The following is a 24,581-nucleotide window of genomic DNA, read 5'->3' as shown; positions in this document are numbered from 1 at the left end:
TATTTAAATATTTTATATATACTGACGAAGTATTATCATAATTATTTTCTTAACAAGGACAATCACCATGGCGAAGAAAAAAGCGGCTAAAAAAGCCACTACTAAAACAACGAAGAAAGTAGCTAAAAAAGCTCCAGCAAAGAAAGCAGCAAAAAAAGTAACTAAGAAAGTTGCAAAGAAAGCTACAGCTAAAAAAGCTCCAGCAAAGAAAGCAGCTAAGAAAGTTGCAAAGAAAGCTACTGTAAAAAAAGCAGCAAAAAAAGTAACTAAGAAAGTTGCAAAGAAAGCTACAGCTAAAAAAGCTCCAGCAAAGAAAGTAACTAAGAAAGTTGCGAAGAAAGCTACAGCTAAAAAAGCTCCAGCAAAGAAAGCAGCTAAGAAAGTTGCGAAGAAAGCTACTGTAAAAAAAGCAACGGCTAAAAAAGCTACTCCAGCGAAGAAAGCTACAGCTAAAAAAGCTGCTCCAGCCAAAAAAGCAACAGCTAAGAAAGCTGCCCCTGCGAAAAAAGCAACAGCTAAAAAAGCTGCTCCAGTAAAAAAAGAAACAGCGAAGAAAGCTGCTCCGGCAAAAAAAGAAACTGCTGAAGAAAAAAAATTAAGCAGAGAACAAGCAATTGCTGAATACAAGAAAAAGAACAAGGTAAAGCTTGATCCAGCTCTTCAAGCGAGTCTTCAGTCTTATGAACAAGAAATTAAGCAAGAAATTGCTGCTGAAATCATAACTGAAGAAATCGATGACGAACTAGAAGGAACTGAGGCATCTTCTGAATACAGAGATCCAGGTCCATCTTTAGAGGAAGAATATAATCCAAATGATGAAGACTCAGAAGAAGATGATGATTCTGATTATGGATGGGGATATAACGATGGTTTCGATAAACCTGAAGATGAGGAAGAAGAAGATGATCTTCTTGATGAAGATGAACTTTATGCTAAAGGTTTAGCTGGCGATGACGATGACGATTACTAAGTCTAAAGATTAAATACGATGATGGCGGCCTTCGGCCGCTTTCTTTTTTTAGGGAAACCAATGAAGCATAAGCTTGAACTATTTTATTACGACGCTTGTCCTTACTGTCAGCTTGTGTTGAGAGTAATTGATAACTTAAATATTAAAGTTGATTATAAAAACATCCTTAAGGATGAAGATAATCTTGATCGACTTGTGAATGACACTGGAAGAAGAACTGTTCCATGTCTCTACATTGATAACAAACCAATGTTTGAATCAGCGGATATTGCTCGTTGGCTTGAACAAAACCAAAATAATTTAGAAAAAAACTAGGAAGAATAATGGAAGTAAGAGATCCGGTCCATGGCTCAATTCACATTTTAAAAGAAGAAGAACCAATCTTAAAAGCTGAGTTTTTTCAACGTCTAAGAAATATTAAACAACTTGGATTCTCAGAATATGTTTTTCCTGGTGCGACACATACAAGATTCATTCACTCGATAGGTGTTATGAATATTGGAAATATGGCCTTTGATAAATTATTCAGAGGAAAGATAATTACGAAAGATCATTTAAGGGTTAAGCAAACATTCAAGCTTGCTTGTCTTCTTCATGATATCGGTCACGCACCACTAAGTCACTCAACTGAATCAGTAATGCCTCAATTAAGTGAACTTAAAATTCCAGAGATGTTTCTATCTGCAAAAGATAAATCAAGAGACAGACAAGCAAGCCACGAAGACTATACAATCAAGGCGATTGCCGATAGTTCTTTTGCTGAAAGCTTTAAAGAAGTTGAGAAATCTTTTGGTGTTGAAAGACGCTATATTGCAGACCTCATCACTGGCCACACACAAACTCCAGAATACTTCACACTTGATAAGGTGAACTACTTTCCTCTTCTTCACCAACTTGTTTCGAGTGAACTTGATTGCGATAGAATGGACTATCTTTTAAGAGATAGCTACTTCTGTGGTGTTAGTTATGGAAGCTATGATCTTGACTGGTTACTTGATAATCTTGAACCTGCAATCACAGATGGAGTTGCTACTCTAGGAATTTCAGAAAGAGCAGTCATTACTTTTGATGATTTCCTCCTAAGCCGTTATCACATGTTCGTTATGGTTTACTTCCACTATCGTGCTGTATGCCTTGAACAATTGTTAATTAGATATTTTAAAGACGCTCCAGACGAGTATCGAATTCCAGCTGATATCGAAAAGTATATTGAACATGACGACTACCACTTAATGAAGGTACTTCGTCACTCCAACAATAAGTATGCTCAGGCCGTTGTTAAAAACCAAACACCAGAAAAGATTTTTGAATCATTTAATGCTGGTCAACTTGGAACACTTGAAGAGGTTCAAAAATACCTTGAAAATATTAACGTCGAGTATATTAGATGTTCTTCAAAAGGAAGACTTTCAAAATACTATACTGCAGATAAAGGTTCTTCTAAATCTGAATACACAATGAAAGTAGTTAGAACTCAAAAGATGAGTAATTCGCTAAAGTATTTAGATATTAACGAAGCGACTGACCTCTTTCAAAAGTTTGCAGGTTCTCATGCTATTAATCGCCTCCACTGCGACTACAGCGAACTTTCTGAGCAAAACATTGCAGACATTAGAAAAATTATTGAGGGAGCCTAGTGCTCCTTTTTTTTTAGCCTATTACTCTCAAAACACGTATAATAATCCTATTGTATGAATAAAATATCCCTATACGTTTTACTTATTCTTATCTATCTAGGTATATCTAAAAGTTTTTCTCCATCAGAGAAAAAAACTCATTACCTAGCTAATGAAAAATATTTCTCTTCACTTTTTAGAGGAGCGCCGATTTCTGTCGTTTTAAAAGAATATTTTTCTGCAGGTTTTTTAATTAAAACTTATTATCACCGTTATGTAATCATTCACGCTTTTAAATCACCTGAAGAGGTCGTTATTCGAACAAGCAAAGAATTTTGGGAACAAAATTTACGCAACAAAGGAATGTCTCTATTTCGTCGAAGCGAACGTGACTTTAGAACATCATCAGTCCCAATGCCTCCAGGTTCACTTTTTATTGGTGATCCAGCTTATGGTACTTGGGATATTACCAACTATGGTGCGAAGGTATGGAAGTTTCACCGTACTTATAAGAACTTCCCTACATTATTTGGATGGGGAGACTTTAGACCAACACTAGATTTCTATCAGCGTATGAAGATTTTTCAAAGTGACTCAAAGCCTTACTATGGACCCGAGAGTGAATTTGGAACTGACGGAAGTATCACAGATCTTGAAAGCCAAGGATTCCTTGAAGCAGATAATATGCGCGAAACTTTTATCGACACCGCTAAAAGTTATTTTAAAATTCCTAAGTGGGAGCAAAAAGTAAATGAATGAATTATATGATAAACTAATTTTAAGGATTGTTTTTACTTTCCTAGTGTGTGCCATCATCTACATTTATAAATATGCACACGCTCTACTCTATCCTTCGATTAGACACCAAATTACAAAGAAGTTTTTCCCTTCGAAAAACTCATCAGACACAATTCATCTTTTCTCTAGGATTATTGGTATTGGGATTATTTACTCAAATTTCTACCTTAACCTCTCTGATGGAATCTACCTTGCACTATTTAAAATGTTAATTGAGTCTACAATTGTTATTATTCTATATCTTGGAAGTATCTATATTATTGAATCAATTGTTCTCTACAATTTTGAGTATTCTGACGAGGTTCTAAGAAGAAAGAATTACGCTTATGCAATTATTTGCTTTTCGCATTCAATTGGACTCGCATTCATTTTAAATGCAGTCGTTAAGGTATCTCACTCGTCGATTATCATGACATTTTTCCTCTGGCTTTTCGCCATGGTACTCGTCGGCTTTTCGACTAAGGCCTACGCCATTATCTCTAAGCTCTCTTTCAATCGTTTACTTGTTCAAAAGAATTTAGCGATCGCACTTTCATATACAGGATTTCTTTGGGGACAATGTCTAATCATCTCATCGGCACTAAACCATGAAATTACTGACATTAAGTGGTACTCAATTCAAGTAATTTTAAAACTACTTCTTTCACTAATTATTGTTCCAATATTTAGAAAAGGTCTCATCTTTATCTTTAGGATTCAGGATGACCTACCAGCGAAGTCAGATGATAGAGATCACAACATTAACAATGAAGTTGAACTAGGGTATGGAATTTACGAAGGTGCTATTCTCTTTACTTCATGCTTCTTAACAACTGTTGTTACTGGGAATATCCAGTACGGAAATTTTTACCCAATTTTCTAATCACCTGTCCTCAAGCTCACTTCCACCTCAATTCTTCCGACAAGCACGTTGGAAGAATTACTCGGAGGCCAAGAATGGACTTAAAATTTTATCAAATGCTTGAATTTATCAATAATAGACTGACTAATATTGAAAGAAATATTACTAAAATTGATGAGAAGCTAGATTACTCACTAGCACTTCAAAGAAATCATCTTATTAGAGTTAAAAACGGTCAATTCATCGATGATAATATGATTCTAATGGGTCTTCCATATAATGATCTGACACCAGAGCGTGCTCATGAAATCTATGAGAATGCAGATATGGATTATATTATTCTCGATGTATCTCGTGCTGAATATCTTCAACCACTCAAGCTTGAAGGTGCTGTACATATTCCTTTCGAAGAACTCGATCACCGCTACGCTGAAATTCAGAATAAAACGACACCAATCATGGTAATTTCTGAAACAGGACTTCGTTCCATTCGAGCATGTGAATTACTTGTTAAGAAAGGTTATTTCAATGTGAACAATATTTCAGGTGGCTATCAATTTTGGCCAGCAAGTCAGTCAGGCTCAAAGATGGCTGCGGCTTAATATCTTAATTTAAATTAGAAGTTAAATATCGACATGCTATTTAGCATGTCGTTTTTTTTTGAAACCTATCAAAAATCTAGAAATCTAGGGATAAGTTTAACTGAACTTTAGAGCGAAGAGAATTATCCTCACGAGGCAAAAGTTTAGAATGCATATTTTCAAGTGTTGAATTAATTCTATCCATCTCAAGATCACCTAGAAATTTTGAGTAGTCTGCTTCTACTTTTTCTAGGCCTTCCATTAGAGTAAATTTGAATTTCTCACCAAAATCTGTCAGAAAAACTTTTTGTTCTCTCTTATCAAATTCACTTGATTGTCTCGTGATATAACCACGCTTCTGTAGCTCATTGAGATGACTTGTCATTGTTTGCTTCTTAAGCCCACAAGCACTCCCAATTTCCTTGATACTTGGCCCATTATTTTCACAAACAAATAACAGGATCTCAAGAAAGCTTGGTCTCAGATCTGTAAAACCCTTCTCTTGAAGAATAGAAAGTAGCTGATTACTATATAATCGATAAATTTTCTTTAAAAGGCCACCAATGCTTGAAATTCGCTTCATTCCATCTCCTAATTAGTATGGCTTTAATACTATAGCGAGGGTTTTTACGATTAGTCAAACTTTAGTACTAAATCTCTAAAACCTTTGAAATCTCTTCAGGGAGAGGCTCATGGCCAGAATCATCTGTATCTGCAGGGATAACAAACCTTGTTCCATCGGCATAATCAAAATTTAAACCCATCGTCCAAAGGTCATTTTTAAGTTGCTCAAAAACCACTTCTCTCTTCAATTCTCTAGAGAAAGCCTGAGACTGAAAAGTCAGAATTGATACAAGTGTCATAATTTTAAACAGTTTTTTCATCAAATTAAGCCCTTTTATTGGATATTTACCAATATAAGAGCAAGTTTAATGCCACCATTTATCCATTTTTAGATATTTCGTTTGATAGTGTTAATGAGAGCGGAAGGCCGTACTGGCTTAGCAACAAAGTCATTCATTCCCGAAAGCAAGCATGCCTTCTTGTCTTCTTCAAATGCGTTGGCCGTCAGGGCAATGATAGCAATATCGGTATTAAACTTTCTAATCTCTTTAGTCGCATTTGGTCCATCAAGCTCAGGCATCTGAAAGTCCATCAACACTAAGTCATAGTTACGCTCTTTAACGGCAATTACCGCATCGCGACCATTTTGGACAACATCGTAACTAGCACCCGCTTTTTCTAAAACTTTTGCAATAACTTTTTGATTAATATGATTATCTTCAACGATTAGAATTTTTACATTAGAAAGACTTGAAGCAATACTTGTTTTAAACTGCTCCTCCTCAAAAAAATCAAAGCTTTCACAATGAACTTTTACTTTAAACCTTGTTCCCACATCAATTTCACTCTCCACTGAAATCTCTGCATCCATAAGATCAAGAAGCTCTTTTACAATTGAAAGTCCAAGTCCAATTCCACCAAATCTTCTATTGTCGTTATTTTCCAGTTGTGTGAAAGGTTGAAAGATCTTTTCCAAATACTGAGCGTCAATACCAACCCCTGTATCATTAATTTCATAAATCAAACAACCATCATCATAAGAGGAAATAACTTCAATCTTTCCTTCTTGAGTGAATTTACATGCATTCACGATAAGATTAGAAAGAACTTGTCTTAATCGATGCTCATCTATCTTCACCGATATAGGGAGCTCTTTTTCAATAAAGTTTGCTCTAATTCTTTTATCTTTAGTGAATGCAGCCAGAATACTTTTGATATCTGTATTGAAAGTATCAATTCGAGATATTTTCTTATTCAAACTAATACTTCCAAGCTCTATCTTAGAGAAGTCAAGAATATCATTCAAAAGAATTTGAAGCTGCTCGCTTGAGGATAGAATATATTTAACAAAGGATTCTTGCTCATGATCAAGCTTTGTCCCAACAAGAATCTCTCCCATTCCAATAATTCCATTTAATGGAGTACGAATTTCATGACTCATATTTGCGAGAAAACGAGTTTTGACTTGTCCTGATTCAAGAGCTTTCTGATTAGCAAGTTCAAGCTCTCTTTCCCTTTCTTTTGTCTGGGATATATCTGTCGCAATTCCGAGAAAACCAATAATATTGTTACGTTTGTTTTTTATGGGTGTGACTGAGAGAATAACAGGAAATCGGTAGCCATCTTTTCGAATATAAGTCCACTCATTCTCATCTTTATCCTCTTGATAAACTTTTCTTACAAAAGTCATAAAGCCAGGTTCCGCATTCTCATCAAGCTCTGCATTGAGCTCTTTTGTTCTCTTCACGACTTCAGAGACATCGTGAATGATCGCAGGAGTTTGCTTCCCAACCATTTCTTCTTTACTGTACCCAAGAAGATTCTCAGCTCCTTTAGAAAAGTGAGTAATGACACCATTAAGATCAGTTGCAATAATACTGACACGTGCACTCGTAAGAATAGCATTCTCAAAATCAACGTTAACATGAGGATTTGCTTTTTCTCTCGTAAGAAAGAGATAAATACAAAGTAAAAAGTTTATTAAAAACAAGGAGACATAAACAATCTCAGAATCTCCACCTACGAAATAATAAAATATAGCTGATGCCATTAAAGACATATACACGAAAAGAATCGACAAATTTTTCATACTACTAATTATCGTTCTTTTTGTTCAAAAGCTGTATATCTTTTCCCAAATCAATCATTGGGATATCTTAACATTTAAAACATATTTCGAGAGTTTGAAATTGAAGTCGCAACACCGCAACAAATACCAAATGTTAGAAGCGATGACCCTCCATATGACATTAGAGGAAGAGGGAGTCCAACAACAGGAAGCAAACCCATAACCATACCCATGTTGATAAATGTGTGCCAAAAGAAAATGGACATCAAACCTATAATAACAACGGAGTCAAAAATCTTAGGCACATTCATTGAAAGCCAAATGAAACGATAAAAGAGAAAGAGATATAATCCAATAAGAAGAATTGAACCAAAAAAACCATGTTCTTCATTGTAGATAGAGAAAACAAAGTCCGTATGATTTTCAGGAAGATAGTTCAAAGAAGCTTGAGAAGATTTTCGAAAACCTTTTCCTAGAAACTTTCCAGACCCAATTGCTATCTTAGATTGAATTGCATTATAACCAGTACCCTTTGCATCTGCAGTTGGGTTAATAAAAGTCTTAATTCTATTTCTTTGATATTCTTTAAGACCAAATTGGTACATCGCCGCACCAGAAATTAGACCAACTAAAGCAATGATTCCCAAACTCTTCCATTTTAATTTTCTAAAAAAAGCCATGATAAAAAATATAAGTAACAGGAGTAATCCCGTACCAAGATCTGGCTCTAGAACAGTAAGAACAGTTGGAACAAGTGTTAATAATAGTGGTGCAATCAATTCTTTGATTCCCATTTCCTGATCCGGCGAGTTTTTTGAAAACCAACGAGCAAGTATAAATACCAGAGAGAGCTTCATTAACTCTGAAGGCTGAACTCTAATAGGACCCAGAAGAAGCCAACGTCTCGCCCCCATTCCCTGATGTCCAAGAAAAAGAACAAGAACGAGAAGAAAAACATTGAATAAATAAATGGCCCAAGAGAATCGTTGAAAATTCTTAGCTTGAATAAAACTAATCGCAAAACCTACGACGAGAGAAAGAAAGAACCAACCAAGTTGTACTTTATATAGATTTGCATGATGGTCGTTTAGAGACGCATGAGTTGCAGAATATAAATTAATGATCCCAAATAGAAAAATCACTATAGCGATTCCAAAAAATGAGAAATCATATCTTTTAAAAAAATCCTTTATCGTACTAGCGTCCATTTAAATTCCTAATTATTCATCATCAGACGGAGCAGGAGTATTCTCTTCTGCAGCTGCTTCAGCTTCTTTTTTTAATTTTTCTTCTTTTTCTTTTCTAAGCATTTCCAGATAAGCCGCCTTATCTTCTTTTGCATATCTTTCGTAATCTTCTGGATAATACTTCTTCATATAAGTTTCCATCACATCACGCACAATTGGTGCTCCAGCACTCGATCCATGGCAACCATGTTCGACAATAGCAGCGACAGCAATTTTTGGATTATCAAATGGGGCAAAAGCAACGAATAACCCATGGTGACGATTACGATATGGCATCTCTTCACACTTAGAGAAAAGCTCCTTAGAGGTCATACTAATAACCTGCGCCGTGCCAGTTTTCCCGGCCATGCGAATCCCACGTCCACGATACCACCAGGCCGTACCTTTTCTTTCATTAACTACTTCGTAAAGACCTTTCTTAACAGCATCAAGAGTTTCCTGACTAACTTCAGCCTTACTCACAACTTCTGGCTCAAAAGATTTAACAACTTCTCCTGAGTTCGTAAAAATCTCTTTAATAATTTGTGGGCGATACACAGTCCCATTATTTGCAATAGCTGCGTAACTGAGTGCGAGCTGTAATGGTGTCACAAGGTTGAAACCCTGTCCGATAGCATGGATCAGGTTCTCACCCAACTGCCATTCAACTCCAAATCTTTTTTTCTTCCATTCTTTAGTTGGTATCCACCCTGAAGTTTCGCGAGGAAGTGTAATCTCAGTTTTGGCTCCAAGTCCAAACATCTTTGCATAGTGAGCAAGGTCGTCGGCATCAAATTGTGCGGCAAGTTTATAAAAATAAACGTCTACAGAAGAGCGAAGTGATTTATATACATCGGTCTTACCGTGTCCATTCTTTTTCCAGTCGTGGAAAGTTCTACGCCCTAATTTAAAAGTTGGGCCACACATTAACTCCTCATCAGGTTTTATAAGTTTTTTTTCGAGTGCCGTAATAGCAGTAAAGGTCTTATAAGTTGATCCCGGAGGATAATGCTCTTGAATTGTTCTATCTCTTAGAGGGTTATTCTCATCATTAACAAGACTTGCCCAATACGCCGAAGTTAATCCACGTGAAAATTGTGTCGGGTCATAACTTGGTCTTGAAACCATAGAAAGTACTTCACCAGTATTTACATCAATAGCGACAACACTTCCAACCTTCCCCTCAAGTGCATTAAAAGCAGTCAACTGAAGGTCACGATCAATAGTTAAACGAATATTCTCCCCGGGGGTTGCAGGTTTATTTTCGATTCCAGCAAAGAGATTATTTGAACTAATAACTCTCTTCATTCTTCCTCTGGCATCAACCTCCATAAACTGATAACCATCATCTCCACGGAGATAGTGGTCAAACTCTTCTTCGACTCCTGCCTGACCAATAAAGTCTCCAAGTTTATAATCATAGTTATCACGCTTAATATATTTTGGTAGTTGGCTCTGAGATATTTCTGAAATGTATCCTAGGAGATGACTTCCGACGTTTGCATCGCGATATTCACGAGAAATAAAGGTTTCGACTTGGACACCTGGCATCTTCTCATTCTCAGTTTCAATAATAGCAACTTCTTGTTTTGAAAGATTCTTTTTAATACGAACTGGACGATACTTGGCCTGTCCTCTAAATTTAGCAAGTGTATCTTCAATATCCTTTACATCCATATCAAGGATCTTAGAAAGTTTTTCAAGTGTCTGCTTTTTATTAACAAGATACTGAGGAATAATGATTGCATCAAAACGCGGAATATTATGAACTAATAATTGATTATTTCTACTGAAAATCATTCCGCGTGGAGCCGTAATAACTTCTTTACGAAGACGATTATTCAATGAGTACTGATAAAGCATGTCCCCTTGGTAGATTTGAAGATACCAAAGTCTAATTAAAATAATTCCAAAACACAGAGTAATTAGTGTTAGTAGAATATCTGCTCGTCCCTTATGGGACTTTACAACTTCTTCTTCTCCAAACATTAACTACGATCTCCCATCAGACCTTCATCTCTTACTCCCCAAACCTTGTCGAGAACAGAAAAGAAAAATGGTGCTACAAGCGAGATAACGATACTTTCAGGAATAAATCGCCAAAATTTTTCGACGATATAATCAAAGCTCCCAAGCTTCAAATAAAGGAGCGAAGAAAGAATCACAAACCAAATAAATTGGAACATCTGAGTAACAAGAATTGTTACGATACTACTTGTAAAATGCAGAATGTCTCTTAAGTAAGATATGATGATACAAATTAGAACACCTGCAATAGTTCCCATCTCCCAGCCTTCAATAGTAAAAATTGAATGAAAGTACTGAACTGCAACAATCATCAAAGCAAGGTAGGGATTTTCAAGCTTAAAACCTAAAAAAAGAACAATCAAAACGTTAAAGGGAATCATGTATTTACTGATGCCAAATAACGGTAGAAATGCACTCGACATCACTTCGAGTACTATAAGTATTAAAATTGTTATAAAAAGTCTTGGCACAATTTCGCGCGATCTAATTCTCATCATTTCTCATCATCTCCGTCAGCCTCATCAAGGGCCTGCCACTCATTCATCTTTTTCTGATTTGCATCGGAAACTAGTACTGCAACTTCTTCAAGCTTTGAAAAATCTACCGTTGGTGAAACAACAATATTTTGAGTGATACCATAACTTTCGCGTTCAACACGTGAAACGATTCCAACTTTTAAACCTTTTGGATAAATATTTCCAAGACCTGAAGTCAGAACAAGATCATTTAATCTAACAGGATCAGTACGAGTAACATATTTCATCATACATTTCCCACCTGCAAAGCCTTCAAGGATTCCATTACTACGAGTTCTATTAACAATAACGTCTACTCTATTACTTGGGTCGAGGATCGTTAGAATATCTGCAAAATGTTCCGTTAAGCGATATATATAACCAACTACCCCATTTGCCGTAATAACAGTCGACTGCAGACGAATTCCATGTGACGAACCTTTATTAATACGAATCACGCGAAAGTCACTTGATGAGTCCCACGCTACAATCTGAGCAAGAATTTTCTTATATTGAACCTCTTCACCGAACTCGAGAAGATCTTTAAGTCTCTTGTTTTCATCTTTAATCTGCTCAAGGTTGAATACTTCCTTTTCAAGCTCTGCAACCTTTGATGTAAGCCCCACATTAATTTTTGACGCGTTTACATTAAATAAATAATGATCAAAAAACGAAACAATTTTGTTATGCGTAAAAGTTACACCTCTTTGGAGCGGTGCTAACGTATCCATCATTATATTTTCAAAAATCGTCGTTTCTTTAACGTTAACATCCCTTTTTGACACACCCCACAGGGCTAAAGAGAGGACTAAAACATTCACAACTGACTTTAGTTTTGATCCTTCATTGACCGATAAATTCATATTTCCCCTAAAATTTTTTTTACAAGCATTAAAAGAGTACATTCATTATAAGCAACTGCCAATATTCTTTACGATATGAGCTATTTAGATAATAATAATCCCCACAAACCTTTTCATGGAGAAAGAAATGTCATCTAGTTTTCAAAAAAAATCATCACAGATTTTCCTGACTCTTTTTATCGGGATTATCGTAATTTCATTCGTGATGAGTGGACCATTCTTTGGTACCGGAACACCAGACACAATTGGAACAGTAGGTTCACATGATATCAAAGTAAGAGAATTCAATGCCGAGATTCAAAGACAGTCACAATTCTACGCGCAGATTTTCAAGGGTGGACAACCACTAACTTCTAATGAACTTGAACAATACAAAGTATACGATAGCGCGGTTAGAAACCTTGTTTCATCTAAGCTAAGACTAATCCTTGCTGAAGAAGCAGGAATGGCAGTTGGAAGTGAAGCAATTAAAGAAGATATTAAAAAAGCTCCTTACTTCCTAACTAATGGACAGTTTGATCTTTCAAAATACAAGACTCTTCTTGCGTATAACCAACTAACGCCTGAGGATTTCGAAGCAGATACACTAAATAGACTAAGAGATCAGAAGCTTCAAGCACTAGCGACAGATATTTCTTTCTCTTCAGATCTTTTAACTACACTTAACACTCTTTATAAAGATAAGAGATTAACTGATATCATTACAATCAATGCTGATGATATTAAGAAAACTCTTGAGATCTCTAAAAAAGAAATTTCAGATTACTTAGCTCAAGATGTTAATAAGAAAAGAGTTGAAGCTGCTTTTAACTCAAGAAAAGAAAGTCTTAGTCAAAAAGAACAAATTCAAGCAAGACACATTCTTATTACAGTTAAAGATGGAAAAGAAAAAGATGCTCTAGCAAAAGCAGAAAATATCAAGAAAGACCTTACTGTTAAAAACTTCATGGCAATGGCAAAGAAATTTACTGACGAGCCAAGCGGGAAAACAACTGGTGGAAACCTTAACTGGGTATCACGTGGCCAAATGGTTCCAGAGTTTGAAAAAGCTCTTTTTGCAATGAAAGCAGGACAAATTTCAGGTCCAGTAAAAACAGAATTTGGTTATCACCTTATTCTTGCAGAGGCAAAGAAAGAAGCAAAAGAAGCTAACTTAATAGATTTTGAAACAAAAATTGCTAAGGAATTCATTCAAAAAGAAAAGGATGTAAAAGACCTTGTAACAAAAGCTACTGAAGAAGTTACTACTAGACTAAATTCAGGAAAAGATTTAAAAGAACTTAAAAAGAAATATAGCCTAAGCTTAAAAGAAGGGATCACAGTTAATAAACTTGAAGGCTTCGGAGCTGATCAAGCATTTAAACAAGAATTTGTGAACGAGTTATTTAGCAAAGAAAAAGGTGTTTTTACTGTTAATGAAGGAACGAAAGTAGTCATCGTCGCTTCTGGGCCAAGTAAAGATACTTCAAAAGACTATGATCTTTCACAACTAAAAAATATGATCTCTTCTCAAACGATGAAAGTAATGATCGAAAAGCTTGGTGAGAGTTATACATTTAAGCAAAATAAATTTGCGAGATTACCAAACCAATAAGAGGATAGGATATGGCCGATAAGAATTCTAAATTTGCACTAAACGCACCTGGAAAGTTCTATGTTGATGATCAGTGTATCGCATGTGATGCCTGTGTTATGGAAGCTGAAAGGTTCTTTGCAATGAATGATGAAGACGGCCATGCGTATGTAAAACTTCAGCCACAAAATGCAAGTGAACTCGAAGAGTGTATCTCTGCTCTTGAAGCTTGCCCGGTTGAAGCTATTGGACAAGATGGCGAATAATTCATGTGAAGCTAGGAAGCTTTAAAGCTTCCTAGCAATATTTCTATTCTAAACATTGATCAAATTCTTGAGCTCTCTTTTCATATTTTAAACAAAAATCTTCGTTACCATGCTTATCTTTAATCGCTGCACCATTCCACTTTGCAGTAATTACCTTTCTCTTTGTTATATCAAATCTTCTATTAGAACAGGCTTTTAGTGCGGCTTCCTGACACTGCTCCATAGATGAAGCACTAACAGTTTTGTCACATTCTTTATCTCCTGAGCACTTTAAATAACTCATTGCCTGATTTGTCTTTCCATTTCTATGCTGTCCTCCACAGGCTGTTCTATTGTAATGAAGTACACATTCACCAAAAGCAAAAAAACTAACTACTGAAACAATAAAGAATTTATACATAGTGATACTCCTACTTGGAAATTTCTACCCCAATTCAACTGAGTATATAATCATACGAAAATTTTGAATTTTAGCTTATTTTTTATAAACTATGAAAGATGCACAATTATGAACAGAAACATAGATTTCAACACAACCATATTTTCAATCAGTTAGAAATTTTATGCCTCCTACAAATGGCAAAGGGCCAGAAAACTGACCCTTATGCTTGGAGAGATATTTTAAGACTAACTATCGGTTATTAACCTTTCATTCTAAAGATTTCTTGTAACATTTGATCAGCTGTTCCAATCGTCTTCGCATTTGCTTGGAAATTTCTTTGTGCTGTCATTAAGCTTACGAACTCATTTGCAATATCAACGTTTGAAAGTTCGATTGATTTCGAAAGAACTTCACCACGTCCTGCATCACCTGGTTGCCCCATTGCTGGTTGTCCTGAGTTTCTTGATTCTTTAAATAAGTTCTTCCCTACTTTGAAAAGACCTTCGTTGTTTTCAAATTTTGCAACAGCAATTTGAGCGATATCTCTTGCTTCACCATTGTCATATACTGCAGTAAGAATCCCTTTATCATTGAATGAAAGAGATGCAAGTGTCGCAGCAGATGAACCATCTTGCGTATGTCTTGCAAGTGCTGATCCAGAACCATACTGAGTTGATGCTTCAGTTCCGTCACCACCTTCTGAAATTGACTCACCAAAGTTGAATGCAATTTTTTGATCGGCAGCAGCACCTTTATTAAAATTAAATGAATTAGATATTTCTACTTCTTGTTGTAATTGGCCTTTATCGTTGAAGATTAGGTTACCTTCAGCTTGAGTTACCATTACACCAGGTGTTCCACCATTTACATCTGCACCATCTGACATAACTCTATATGTCCAGTTGTTATCAGCTGTCTTATTAAAGAAAGTTGTTACAAGTCTTGCTGTACCAACATTGTCATAAACAGTCATTGAATTAGAAAAGTTTGATGTCTCTTCTGGCTTTAATGGGTCAAATTGTTTTACTTCAGCACGTGAATCTAAGTTCATTGATACTTTAACTTTTTGTGTCGCTTGTGCTGCAATTGTTGTATTACCAAGTCTGATTGGACCTTCTTTTGTTGTTACTTTTCCTTCAGCATCAGCTTTGAAACCAACAACTTTATATCCATCAGCATTAACAAGATTTCCTTCTTTATCAAAGTGCATAGAACCATCTCTTGTGAATCCTGGTCCAAATGGCGCTTCAACTTTAAAGAAACCGTCACCGTTAATTGCTAAGTCTGTAATTGATTCAGTTCTCGAAACATCACCTTGTGACATTAGAGGTTTAATGTGTGAAAGCTTAACCCCAGCACCGAACTGGTCACCACCATCGATACCTTTTAGAGATACAGCTAATACGTCTTGAAATTCAGCTCTTGAAGCTTTGAAACCGTTAGTTCCAGAGTTAGAAATGTTATCCGAGATAACTCCCATTCCCTGTCCAACTGCGTTTAAACCAGATACACCAATGTTAAAAGATCTTAAAATACCCATTTATCGTCCCTCCTAGACTTTAAATTACGCCGATAGAATAAATGGATTTTTTATTGAAAACTGTGTTTGCAACTACGGGCTAAACACGAGGCTTCCGGAAAGGACCAGCCAATTTCACCATTAAACTACGACAGTAGAATCAATTTTTGTAAATACGTTGTCTTGTATACTTCCTTTATCAATGGCCGTTACAACTTTGTTCCCCGGCACATCTACAATATAAGCAGCTTTGTCAGTAATCACTAAAGAGTCTCTACCACCCTTAGATCTCAACTTCTCCATCGCTTCTTTAATTTTAAAATACTCGCTACTATCCATTGAAAGATTTCTTTCTTGTAATCTCTTAGCAGCATGAATTGAAAGATTGATTCCATGTTCCGACTGAACATCGCTGATCTGATCTTTTAGAAGATTCTTAAATTCATCTTTCTCAACTCCACCAAGACGCTCTCTAAGGTCAACCTTCTTATTACCAGGCACCTTATTTACGTTAGGGATTAAAAAATTTGAAACCTTATTTTGTGTCATCTTCTACTTTCATTCTCACTACTCAATTGTAGTGATTCATTAATAATATTATCACTTTTATTTTTCATCATTTCAATACTAGTCACTTTTTACCGCACCACAACATTAATCACTATTTACAGCTTTTTTTGATTTAAAGTAAAACTGAATTTTCACATACGTTAACTTATTCGCGAACAAAAAAACTCCCAAGTACAAAACAGCTAAAACATCACTAAAGTACACTTTAAAGGAAACAAAAGATACTTTAGCAAAAATAAAAACATCACATTTCTTTAGAGAAAACATAAAACGAAGAAATAATCGAGAAAAAACAGTAGATATTTTTAAAAAAATTTACAAATAATTTTTTAACTAAGTAGAAAGTCTTTTAGACACAAAGAAGTGCTCTATCACTATCAAGATTTTTTTCTTAGTGATCTAATAAGAAAAGAATTAACTTTCTCCACATTCAAGAATGTGAGGAACTGATCTCTCTATACGTGTAAATTTTTACTGATTAAAAGAATTGTCAGAACTATTTTGTTGGTAAGCTTGCGCCGCTTGTCTTGCAGGAACACTTTCAACGGCCTGGTTTGAAGGCATCTTAAAGCTATCAACATCGCGAAGAAATATTTCTTTTCCATTCGCTAAAGTAAGGATGGTTTCACCTTTGTCAAAGTTAACACCAGTTACTAATCCAGTAGAACTTGTTTTTGCTTTGAATTTATTCATTTGATCGTCATACGCAACGACTTCAATTCTATAATTGTCTTTAGTAGCTCTGACACCGTCTAGTTGCTTTCCATTCCATCTCAGAGTGTTTTGCCCACGAGATAAACTTTCAGCTCCTACTTTTCCAATAAGTTGTTTCTTAGAGTCGTAAATATTCACTGTTACGTTGGTAGCTGCTTGATCGAGAAAGAATGGAATATCCACATTTCTATCCTGTCCATTATAATGAATAGATGAGCCTCTCGTAACAATTTCTTTTCCAAGAAAACTTGCACCATAGAATTTTGTCTCTTGAGGTGCATTCGCTCCAAACTTATCAAACTTGGCATTCATATTTGTTAATTGTTCTAATTGTGAGAACTGTGCAAGATCAGCAGAGAATTGCTTTTGATCCATTGGCTTGAGCGGATCTTGATTTTGTAATTGGTGTGCTAATAACTTTAGAAAACCGTCTTTCCCCATTTTGTTATGAGTTTCTTTGTCGACGAATTTCTTTTCCTCTTCAACCCCTGCGATCTCATTCAGAGCCTCACCTACACCATTTGTATTTACTTTTTTTGCGCCAGGCGCTTGCGCTGGAGCTTTTGAAATTCTCGCAAATGGATTTGTTTGTTGTTGAGGTCTACCGATTCCTGGCATTAAGCACCTAATCTTTCTTTATATTGATCCCAGAGCTCTTGTCTTCTTTGCTTACCCTGGTCGTGAGAGCCATGTCCCCCACTACTATAGTCTCTCGCAAATCCTTGACCATTTCCAGAGTTATTTTGACCGGCAGAATTATTCCCACTTGAGTGATTTTCTGCACTATTCATTGAAATTTTAATATCTGAGACCTTTACTCCATTAGTGTGTAAGGTCTTTAAAAGATTAGTCTCTTGTTGATTAAAGAAGTTATTTCCCTCATTTGTCGAAGTAACAATCTTCAAGTCAACTAGTTCACCGTTACCCGACTTCTGCGCATTAACTTTAAATTGACCAAGGTCTTTATGAGTAACAACAAGCTCTAGCTCTCTACCATTTTGAACTTTTGATGTTTCAATATATTTTGTAATCTCACTGATTATTTGATCTTTATTTTGAACACTACTTAGATCGATAACCTGAGTATCTGTTCCTTTTGAAACAATACTCACACTTCCCTCGACCTTTGCGCTTGGCTTTAAAATATCATTAGTCTGTGTTTCAAAAACATTAAGATTGTCTTCTTTTGAAGTCATTTTTTCTGGTTGTAATGAATCAGACTTAGCCTCAAATTTATTAAAGTCTGTCATCGACTTCTTTTTGATAATTCCGTCATTTCCAAGTACAGATTGTTCTTTTTGGAACATATTGAACGCATGTTTCTGTGATACAACATGAGGTTTATTCGCTCCATGCTGTGTTAAAAACTCTTGCGATGAATGTAGAGACATTGCTTGATTTTGTACTGGTTTTACATCGGCTCCAAATTTCTTTGGTGTCGCCAATTGCATCAAACGATGATCAAACTTCTCTTCTCCAGTGACTTTGGATTCTCCCTTAGACATTACGACTTCAGGGTTTTCTTTTGCAACTTGTTCAAGAGCCTGGTTTGACTGCGCTGATTTCATCACCAGCGGTCCATCTGTCTTCTGCCCTAATGCCTGAACTTCAGTAGTTAAACCTTCCTGGTTAATTCCACCTAGAATAGTCTGTATCACTTTTGGGTCAACAGTAGTTAAGTCAGCATCAACAACTTGCTCTTCAGTTATCGCTCCACTCTCAAGCATCGCCTTAAGCTTTGCGATTTTTTCAGAAGGAGCTTCTGAAGAATTTAAAACACCCATTAGGTCATCCTGACCACTTTTAGCAATTCTAGCTTCGGTGCTATCTTTAGCGTCTGCCTTGAACTTTCCAGTTAATACAGACATTAAATCTTCTTGCTTACCTACTTCCTGCCCAGGTAAAATATTTGATTCTGCCTCAGAGCCCTTTAATAAGGCTTCAAATTCACCTGGCGCCCCAGCCTCTGCTGGATTCACACCCTTTCCCTCAAGTCCATTCTGACCAGGAAGAGAAACTGAATTTAATCCTTTTAACATATCAAACATTAGTATTTCCTATGGCATCGAAATTGATGCGATACGTTATTATTTCAAACTTTAGATTTTTTTTCTAGGGATGGAAGATGTTGCCGAGATTATAAAAACATCTATAAATTCAATATGTTAAAAATAAAAAAGGGCCTAGATGGCCCTTTCCATGAACAATTTAAATTAGTTGTTACCCATTTGAGCAACACAATCCTTCTGATAGTAAGCATTTGATGATGTCATTACACATGAACGAACAACATCAGCAGAAACTCTACCCTTCCCTGCGAAAGTCACACATTCAACTGCATATGCATCATTTTTAATATCTGTACAAGCAGAAACTTGATCAGCAAAAGCGTTATTTTTTCCGGCTTCCGAAACGCACTCTTTTGCATAATAAGCATCACCAAGCTTAGTACAACCTTTAATTGTATCTGCTGTCACCTGAAACTTTTTTGCAGAAGAAGCACATTCACTTGCATAAGAAGCATTGGAAATTTTTCTACATGCCATAACAGATTGAGCTAAATCAAAATATGGAGGAGCAGGATTTAGTTGATCTTCAAGATCTCTAACTCTTGCTTCAAGATCTAAGATTTGCTGATTTTTTGAATCAATAATATAAGACATACTTGAAATTTGAGCGTTTGCTCCTTCTAGTTGATCTTGTGTATCTTTTAGTCTCATTCTTAATTTTTTTATCTGTTGGTTACGATCACTGTTATCATCTGAAAATTTACATTGTTGAAGCTCAGATTTTAAAGAAGAAACTTCAAAAGAAAGTGATGAGTTTGACATCTGTAGATCTTGTATATCTCTTCTCATCATAACGTTTTCTCTTCTCACATCTTTAAGAGTTCTCTCACATTTCAGATCTCTGTCTTTGTCACCAAAACCAATAATGATACTTCCCCTATCTGCCATGGCCGATGAAGCAGCGGTAACGATGACCATTCCAAGAATAAATTTTTTCATGTTCTCTCCAGTTTTTGTGTTTCTCTTTGTGTTGGTACATTAATTCTGGAATCAATAATGTGCAGCACAATATCTAGCGGGAAAATATTTACTTTTTGTAACAATTACAAACTGGTCCAGTTAAATGGGGATGAAATTTGTACTCTCATCTATTATTCAAATTTGTTAAGTGTTTAACTTTCTGGCGGCAACCAACAAATTTAACTAACTCTATGCAATCATTGAAGAATTGAGATTCTTATCCCCATTTATGTGGAGCAGTTCTAAGAAGATAAAATTACTCTTCACATTAAAAGACTATGGTGATAGAAAAAGTAACTAAACAAGGACTAAAAAATGTCACTATACAATTTTATCAATATTCTAATCCCTAATATCTAGTTCTCGAATCTAATCACCATTTTTTATTAGATAACAAACCTCTACAAAATGTGGAGAAGGGATAATTATATGAAAAATTTAAATGCAGGAGCTCATGCGTCTCCAAATATACAGACAGATAGCGATATTTATGAACTTGAAAATAGAGCGTGTGACCCTGATCATAAAATTGAGTCTTTCCTTGAAACAAAGTTTGGCTGGGAGACTGGTAACGTTCTTGATATAGGCTGTGGAACAGGTTTTCATTTGCCATTCTTTGCAAAGAAAGCAAACCACGTGTTTGGCGTAGAGCCACATGATGACTCTCGTATAAAAGGAATGAAACGCTTAGTTGATGAGAATTTGAAAAATGTTTCTATTTTAAAGGGAACAGCAGAAGCTATAAGTTTGGAAGATGATTTAATTGACTTTGCGTATGCTCGTTTTGCTTATTTTTGGGGAGCCGGCTGTGAAAAGGGAATCGAAGAAGTATTTCGTGTTCTTAAACAAGGTGGATCATTTGCTATGATCGATAATAATCTTGAGCGAGGAACTTTTGGCAATTGGGTGAAGCGAAGCTTTAATTTCTCTAATTCAAAACAAAGTGAAACTGATGAATTTTGGAAGAACCAAGGATTTGAACTCAAAGTTATAGATTCAGCATGGGAGTTCACTAACCGAGAGGACTTAGAATCTGTTTTAAAGATTGAATTTCCTGCAAAAATTTATGACGAAATCATCAAAGAACACAAGGGATTAGTAATAGATTATACTTTTAACTTATATTTTAAATCTAAGGTATAACTTTTAGGCTCCAGAATCTGGGGCCTTTTTAATTTAGGATTTTATAGACAATACAGGATTGAATTTCTGGCGGAAGAATATAGATTTCAAGCTGCTTCATCGTTTAAAAAATCAGTTTAAATCACAAACCTATCTATGGCTCCGGCATAGCACTAAAAGTCGACATGCATAAAACACGTCGACTTTATAATAGGATCGTAAGTTAAAATCTTTAGAGAGTTGCCAGTTCAGTAAATAATTGTACATAATCAACTACTTGAGCAGTTGAATCAAATGTCGAACCATGCGTACGTCTCTCAGAGTCATATGAAAAAAGAATACTTTCAAACCCTGTTCTTACATCTTCAGCATAAACAGTTTTAGAAACACCGTCAACCTTCAAAGAAGCTGCTCTTACACCATAATAATAGTTATCATCCAATGAAATTATTTTTTTATCATTCAAATTTTCTGTGGCAAGTTCTAGCTTATATTCGACACTATTTCCAAAGAATGTAACTGCATCTTTTTCTTTATCAAAATTAATTTTTGCATTTGTAGCTAGACCAAGACCTGAACCATAATTAAGTGTATTAAACTTTAATACTTTTTTACTACAATTAAAGAAAACTACATCAGTAATATCTTCATCTCTATCAACATTGATCAAGTCTAAAACGTTTCCTTTATTGATTAATCTTTTTATTTCATTTTTTAAAGAGCGACATTCAGAAACATTTCCTGCATCATTACAAGCGATACTTGCTTCATTTTGTAATAGATCTAACTCTACTGCTATCCTCTTATCATTTTCAAGACAAGCTTTATCAATAGCTGGCGTTCCTGATGCTAGTGTCGAAATCGTACTTAATAGTAAAAATCCAGTAATCGTTTTTTTCATGTAATCTCCTTTATTGTTGAAGTTATTTTCAATTTATTCATTTCTTGTTTAATAAACTCAATATAGCAAGGAACGAAAATGAAACAACAAGGAAGATGAACAGATGAATGTTTTACATGAAAAGTATAGAAATTTAACAAAGAGCAATGGGCAACCTCGCCCACACCACTGTTGTAAAACTGAACGATAAATATTGTAATGATGATAAGAAAGACAACTACAATAGAGGCAACCTAAAAGATATATGACTCAGAGACCAATCAAAGTGATACAAAAAAAGTTAATCGTTCATACTCTATCAATAACAGCATCTATAACTTCGACTCCCAGGTGAAATAAGCGTAGCTATATAGGAATAAGCATAACAACCTGCAACTGTAGTCGTATAATTCGCTGATACTGTTGCATATATTTCGCCATTGCTCGATTGATAACTAGTTGAACCGGCCATCCATTCAGTACCAGATGCATCAGCAAAAGTATTCAATCCAACAAGTGCACTTCCATCATTGTGATCATTACATGCTTGTTGCCACTGTCTGACTGAACACAATTGAGCACGTCCCCAATCTCCATCAATTAATCCATCACAAGTTGCAGCAGCTACAGAATAAGAAACTGTAGCACGTCGACTTGCTTCAATACAAAACGAATTTGGCTTTCCAGCTGTCCCTACCATTATAAATCCTGACGGACAAGTTGTAGGTGCTCCCCCTCCAGAAGGCCAAGTTGATTTACAATCGGCTCCTATACATAACTGTGTTGCTTTTATATTACCGTTAACTTCAAGTTTCTCAGATGGAGTACTAGTTCCGATACCAACGTTTCCTGTAGTATAGTAAATATTGGATACTAAAGTTGTCCACTGTGAAGAAGTGATGCTTCCTGTTTGTGCTGTCACATAACTCTTCATTGCCGCCACCGACGCCGCCTGATCTGTTTCACTTCCTGCTGTTGAATCCACAACCGCTGCTGTTCTCGCTCTCGCTGTCGTATGATAAAAACTTGTTGTCCCTTCCGCTACATCATCTGTGTCTAAAACAACATTTGAAGATAACGCCTGACCATTCACTGTCGTTGATTTATCTACTTTTAAATTGTCTGCCGTATTAACAAAACTTTTCATCGCTGCCACCGAGGCCGCTTGATCTGTTTCACTTCCCGCCGTTGAATTTAAAATCGCATCGGCCTTAGCTCTTGCTGACGTGTAATATAAATTTGTCCCTTCCGCCACATCTGTTGTCACAAGCGTAACGTTTGAAGAAAGTGCTTTTCCATTTACTGTTGTTGTCCCTGAAACTTTTGAGTTAAATGCATTCCAATCCGTGGACGATAAATATCCACTTGTAGTCGTTGTCGCTTGCGTGATTGAGATATTCGGAGTCGCTCCACCACTACTTGCTAAAGGTGCTCCCGCCGTCACACTTGTCACACTTCCACTCGCTGCATTTACCCACGAAAGATTCCCACTTCCATCAGTAGTTAAAACCTGTGAAGCTACTCCATCATTCGCAGGAAAAATCAAAGAATAAGTTGCGGTCAGTGAGTTTGGTGATTTAAGTTCAACGTAATTTGTATTATCACTTTTAAGTTTTAATTTATTATTTCCTAAGTCAAAATCAGCACTCATAGAAACCGAACCATCCGACTTAAAATCACCTGTTCCCGCACCTGAAGTTTGTGCTGTCACATAACTCTTCATTGCTGCCACCGACGCCGCCTGATCTGTTTCACTTCCTGCTGTTGAATTTACAACCGCTGCCGTTCTCGCTCTCGCTGTCGTATGATAAAAACTTGTTGTGCCTTCCGCTACATCATCTGTGTCTAAAACAACATTTGAAGATAACGCCTGACCATTCACTGTCGTTGATTTATCTACTTTTAAATTGTCTGCTGTATTAACAAAACTTTTCATCGCTGCCACCGAGGCCGCTTGATCTGTTTCACTTCCCGCCGTTGAATTTAAAATCGCATCGGCCTTCGCTCTTGCTGACGTGTAATATAAATTTGTACCTTCTGCCACATCTGTTGTCACAAGTGTAACGTTTGAAGAAAGTGCTTTTCCATTTACAGTTGTTGCGATACTAACTTTTGAAGATAGGGCCGTAGTATTAGAACCTACTGCTACAGCAAGAGCTGTGAGACCTGAAATCTTTGATTGAGCAATACCAGCAGAAGCACTTATATCAGCATCAACAATCGTATCATCACTGATTTCTGTTGTTGTAACAGAACCTGTACCACCAGCAGACAGATCATCTGAAACAATCCATTTTGAACCATCCCACTTTAAAATCTTTCCAATTGCAATACCAGTTGTATCCACGTCTTCAATATCACTCAGTACTGAACCTGAAAAAATTTCTGACTTAGTAATTATTCCGGAAGACCCATTAACACTTGTCACACCAACAGTATTATTAATTTGATCAAAA

Annotated in this window: 24 protein-coding genes; 9 read left to right on the top strand and 15 right to left on the bottom strand. The window is 36.0% G+C overall.

Going from position 1 to position 24,581, the window contains the following annotated elements; translation table 11 throughout:
- The first annotated feature begins 67 nt into the window (after nucleotides 1-67).
- The 6 genes from M900_RS17570 to M900_RS07810 all read left to right on the top strand — a co-directional run bounded on the left by M900_RS17570 (nucleotide 68) and on the right by M900_RS07810 (nucleotide 4,827).
- Nucleotides 68-970: a hypothetical protein gene (locus M900_RS17570; protein ID WP_021274767.1), complete on the top strand. Its 903-nt coding sequence runs from the start codon at nucleotides 68-70 to the stop codon at nucleotides 968-970.
- A gap of 60 nt (nucleotides 971-1,030) precedes the next feature.
- Nucleotides 1,031-1,285, top strand: a complete 255-nt coding sequence (locus M900_RS07830; RefSeq protein ID WP_034732261.1) for a glutathione S-transferase N-terminal domain-containing protein — start codon at nucleotides 1,031-1,033, stop codon at nucleotides 1,283-1,285.
- 8 nt (nucleotides 1,286-1,293) lie between these two features.
- Entirely contained in the window at nucleotides 1,294-2,607 is a 1,314-nt protein-coding gene (locus tag M900_RS07825) for an HD domain-containing protein (protein ID WP_021274402.1), read from the top strand.
- A gap of 54 nt (nucleotides 2,608-2,661) precedes the next feature.
- On the top strand, nucleotides 2,662-3,345 hold the full coding sequence (locus tag M900_RS07820) for a hypothetical protein (protein WP_021274615.1): 684 nt from the start codon (nucleotides 2,662-2,664) through the stop codon (nucleotides 3,343-3,345).
- Nucleotides 3,338-4,246 (top strand): hypothetical protein, encoded by a 909-nt coding sequence (locus M900_RS07815; protein ID WP_021274353.1) that lies wholly within the window; start codon nucleotides 3,338-3,340, stop codon nucleotides 4,244-4,246. Before M900_RS07820 ends, M900_RS07815 begins: the two co-directional genes overlap by 8 nt.
- A gap of 74 nt (nucleotides 4,247-4,320) precedes the next feature.
- The gene (locus M900_RS07810) at nucleotides 4,321-4,827 is read left to right on the top strand and encodes a rhodanese-like domain-containing protein (protein ID WP_021274453.1); all 507 of its coding nucleotides are present in this window, start codon (nucleotides 4,321-4,323) and stop codon (nucleotides 4,825-4,827) included.
- A gap of 76 nt (nucleotides 4,828-4,903) precedes the next feature.
- On the opposite strand, the gene M900_RS07805 is transcribed toward M900_RS07810, so the two are convergent.
- The 7 genes from M900_RS07805 to mreC all read right to left on the bottom strand — a co-directional run bounded on the left by M900_RS07805 (nucleotide 4,904) and on the right by mreC (nucleotide 12,070).
- Nucleotides 4,904-5,389: a MarR family winged helix-turn-helix transcriptional regulator gene (locus tag M900_RS07805; protein ID WP_021274584.1), complete on the bottom strand. Its 486-nt coding sequence runs from the start codon at nucleotides 5,387-5,389 to the stop codon at nucleotides 4,904-4,906.
- 67 nt (nucleotides 5,390-5,456) lie between these two features.
- Nucleotides 5,457-5,690 (bottom strand): hypothetical protein, encoded by a 234-nt coding sequence (locus M900_RS07800; protein WP_021274682.1) that lies wholly within the window; start codon nucleotides 5,688-5,690, stop codon nucleotides 5,457-5,459.
- 68 nt (nucleotides 5,691-5,758) lie between these two features.
- Entirely contained in the window at nucleotides 5,759-7,420 is a 1,662-nt protein-coding gene (locus tag M900_RS07795) for a response regulator (RefSeq protein WP_198295974.1), read from the bottom strand.
- Nucleotides 7,421-7,533: 113 nt separating this feature from the next.
- Nucleotides 7,534-8,646, bottom strand: coding sequence for a rod shape-determining protein RodA (rodA, locus tag M900_RS07790; protein ID WP_021274487.1), 1,113 nt, complete (start codon nucleotides 8,644-8,646; stop codon nucleotides 7,534-7,536).
- 12 nt (nucleotides 8,647-8,658) lie between these two features.
- A complete protein-coding gene (gene mrdA, locus M900_RS07785; protein WP_021274390.1) occupies nucleotides 8,659-10,653 on the bottom strand; it encodes a penicillin-binding protein 2 in 1,995 nt (664 codons plus the stop codon).
- Entirely contained in the window at nucleotides 10,653-11,189 is a 537-nt protein-coding gene (locus M900_RS07780; protein ID WP_021274763.1) for a hypothetical protein, read from the bottom strand. Before M900_RS07780 ends, mrdA begins: the two co-directional genes overlap by 1 nt.
- Nucleotides 11,186-12,070 carry a rod shape-determining protein MreC gene (gene mreC / locus M900_RS07775; protein WP_034732018.1) on the bottom strand — a complete coding sequence of 295 codons (885 nt, stop codon included), beginning with the start codon at nucleotides 12,068-12,070 and terminating at the stop codon, nucleotides 11,186-11,188. The genes M900_RS07780 and mreC overlap by 4 nt, the downstream gene beginning before the upstream one ends.
- 127 nt (nucleotides 12,071-12,197) lie before the next feature.
- Between mreC and M900_RS07770 the strand changes: the two genes are divergently transcribed.
- Both M900_RS07770 and M900_RS07765 read left to right on the top strand, forming a co-directional pair.
- On the top strand, nucleotides 12,198-13,664 hold the full coding sequence (locus M900_RS07770; protein ID WP_021274492.1) for a SurA N-terminal domain-containing protein: 1,467 nt from the start codon (nucleotides 12,198-12,200) through the stop codon (nucleotides 13,662-13,664).
- Between the two features lie 11 nt (nucleotides 13,665-13,675).
- On the top strand, nucleotides 13,676-13,909 hold the full coding sequence (locus tag M900_RS07765) for a ferredoxin (protein WP_021274410.1): 234 nt from the start codon (nucleotides 13,676-13,678) through the stop codon (nucleotides 13,907-13,909).
- 43 nt (nucleotides 13,910-13,952) lie between these two features.
- On the opposite strand, the gene M900_RS07760 is transcribed toward M900_RS07765, so the two are convergent.
- The 6 genes from M900_RS07760 to M900_RS07735 form a co-directional block, all read right to left on the bottom strand.
- A complete protein-coding gene (locus tag M900_RS07760) occupies nucleotides 13,953-14,309 on the bottom strand; it encodes a hypothetical protein (RefSeq protein WP_021274745.1) in 357 nt (118 codons plus the stop codon).
- Between the two features lie 241 nt (nucleotides 14,310-14,550).
- Nucleotides 14,551-15,831 carry a flagellar hook protein FlgE gene (locus tag M900_RS07755; RefSeq protein WP_021274659.1) on the bottom strand — a complete coding sequence of 427 codons (1,281 nt, stop codon included), beginning with the start codon at nucleotides 15,829-15,831 and terminating at the stop codon, nucleotides 14,551-14,553.
- 120 nt (nucleotides 15,832-15,951) lie between these two features.
- Nucleotides 15,952-16,359 carry a TIGR02530 family flagellar biosynthesis protein gene (locus tag M900_RS17120; RefSeq protein WP_021274441.1) on the bottom strand — a complete coding sequence of 136 codons (408 nt, stop codon included), beginning with the start codon at nucleotides 16,357-16,359 and terminating at the stop codon, nucleotides 15,952-15,954.
- Nucleotides 16,360-16,851: 492 nt separating this feature from the next.
- Nucleotides 16,852-17,712, bottom strand: a complete 861-nt coding sequence (locus M900_RS07745) for a flagellar hook assembly protein FlgD (RefSeq protein ID WP_021274574.1) — start codon at nucleotides 17,710-17,712, stop codon at nucleotides 16,852-16,854.
- Nucleotides 17,712-19,142, bottom strand: a complete 1,431-nt coding sequence (locus M900_RS07740; protein WP_021274475.1) for a hypothetical protein — start codon at nucleotides 19,140-19,142, stop codon at nucleotides 17,712-17,714. Before M900_RS07740 ends, M900_RS07745 begins: the two co-directional genes overlap by 1 nt.
- Nucleotides 19,143-19,307: 165 nt before the next feature.
- Nucleotides 19,308-20,102, bottom strand: a complete 795-nt coding sequence (locus M900_RS07735; RefSeq protein WP_021274358.1) for a hypothetical protein — start codon at nucleotides 20,100-20,102, stop codon at nucleotides 19,308-19,310.
- Between the two features lie 450 nt (nucleotides 20,103-20,552).
- On the opposite strand from M900_RS07735, the gene M900_RS07730 reads away from it, so the two are divergent.
- Complete coding sequence (locus tag M900_RS07730) at nucleotides 20,553-21,266, top strand: class I SAM-dependent methyltransferase (RefSeq protein WP_021274373.1); 714 nt, start codon at nucleotides 20,553-20,555, stop codon at nucleotides 21,264-21,266.
- 211 nt (nucleotides 21,267-21,477) lie between these two features.
- Here the strand turns inward: M900_RS07730 and M900_RS07725 are convergent, their stop codons facing one another.
- Both M900_RS07725 and M900_RS07720 read right to left on the bottom strand, forming a co-directional pair.
- Complete coding sequence (locus M900_RS07725; protein ID WP_021274361.1) at nucleotides 21,478-22,146, bottom strand: hypothetical protein; 669 nt, start codon at nucleotides 22,144-22,146, stop codon at nucleotides 21,478-21,480.
- Between the two features lie 298 nt (nucleotides 22,147-22,444).
- The coding region (locus M900_RS07720; RefSeq protein ID WP_021274546.1) for a hypothetical protein at nucleotides 22,445-24,581 on the bottom strand (2,137 nt) is incomplete at its 5' end.

Source organism: Bacteriovorax sp. Seq25_V, assembly GCF_000447795.1.
In the GTDB taxonomy this organism is placed as follows: domain Bacteria; phylum Bdellovibrionota; class Bacteriovoracia; order Bacteriovoracales; family Bacteriovoracaceae; genus Halobacteriovorax_A.
This window is presented reverse-complemented; position numbering and strand designations above follow the sequence as displayed.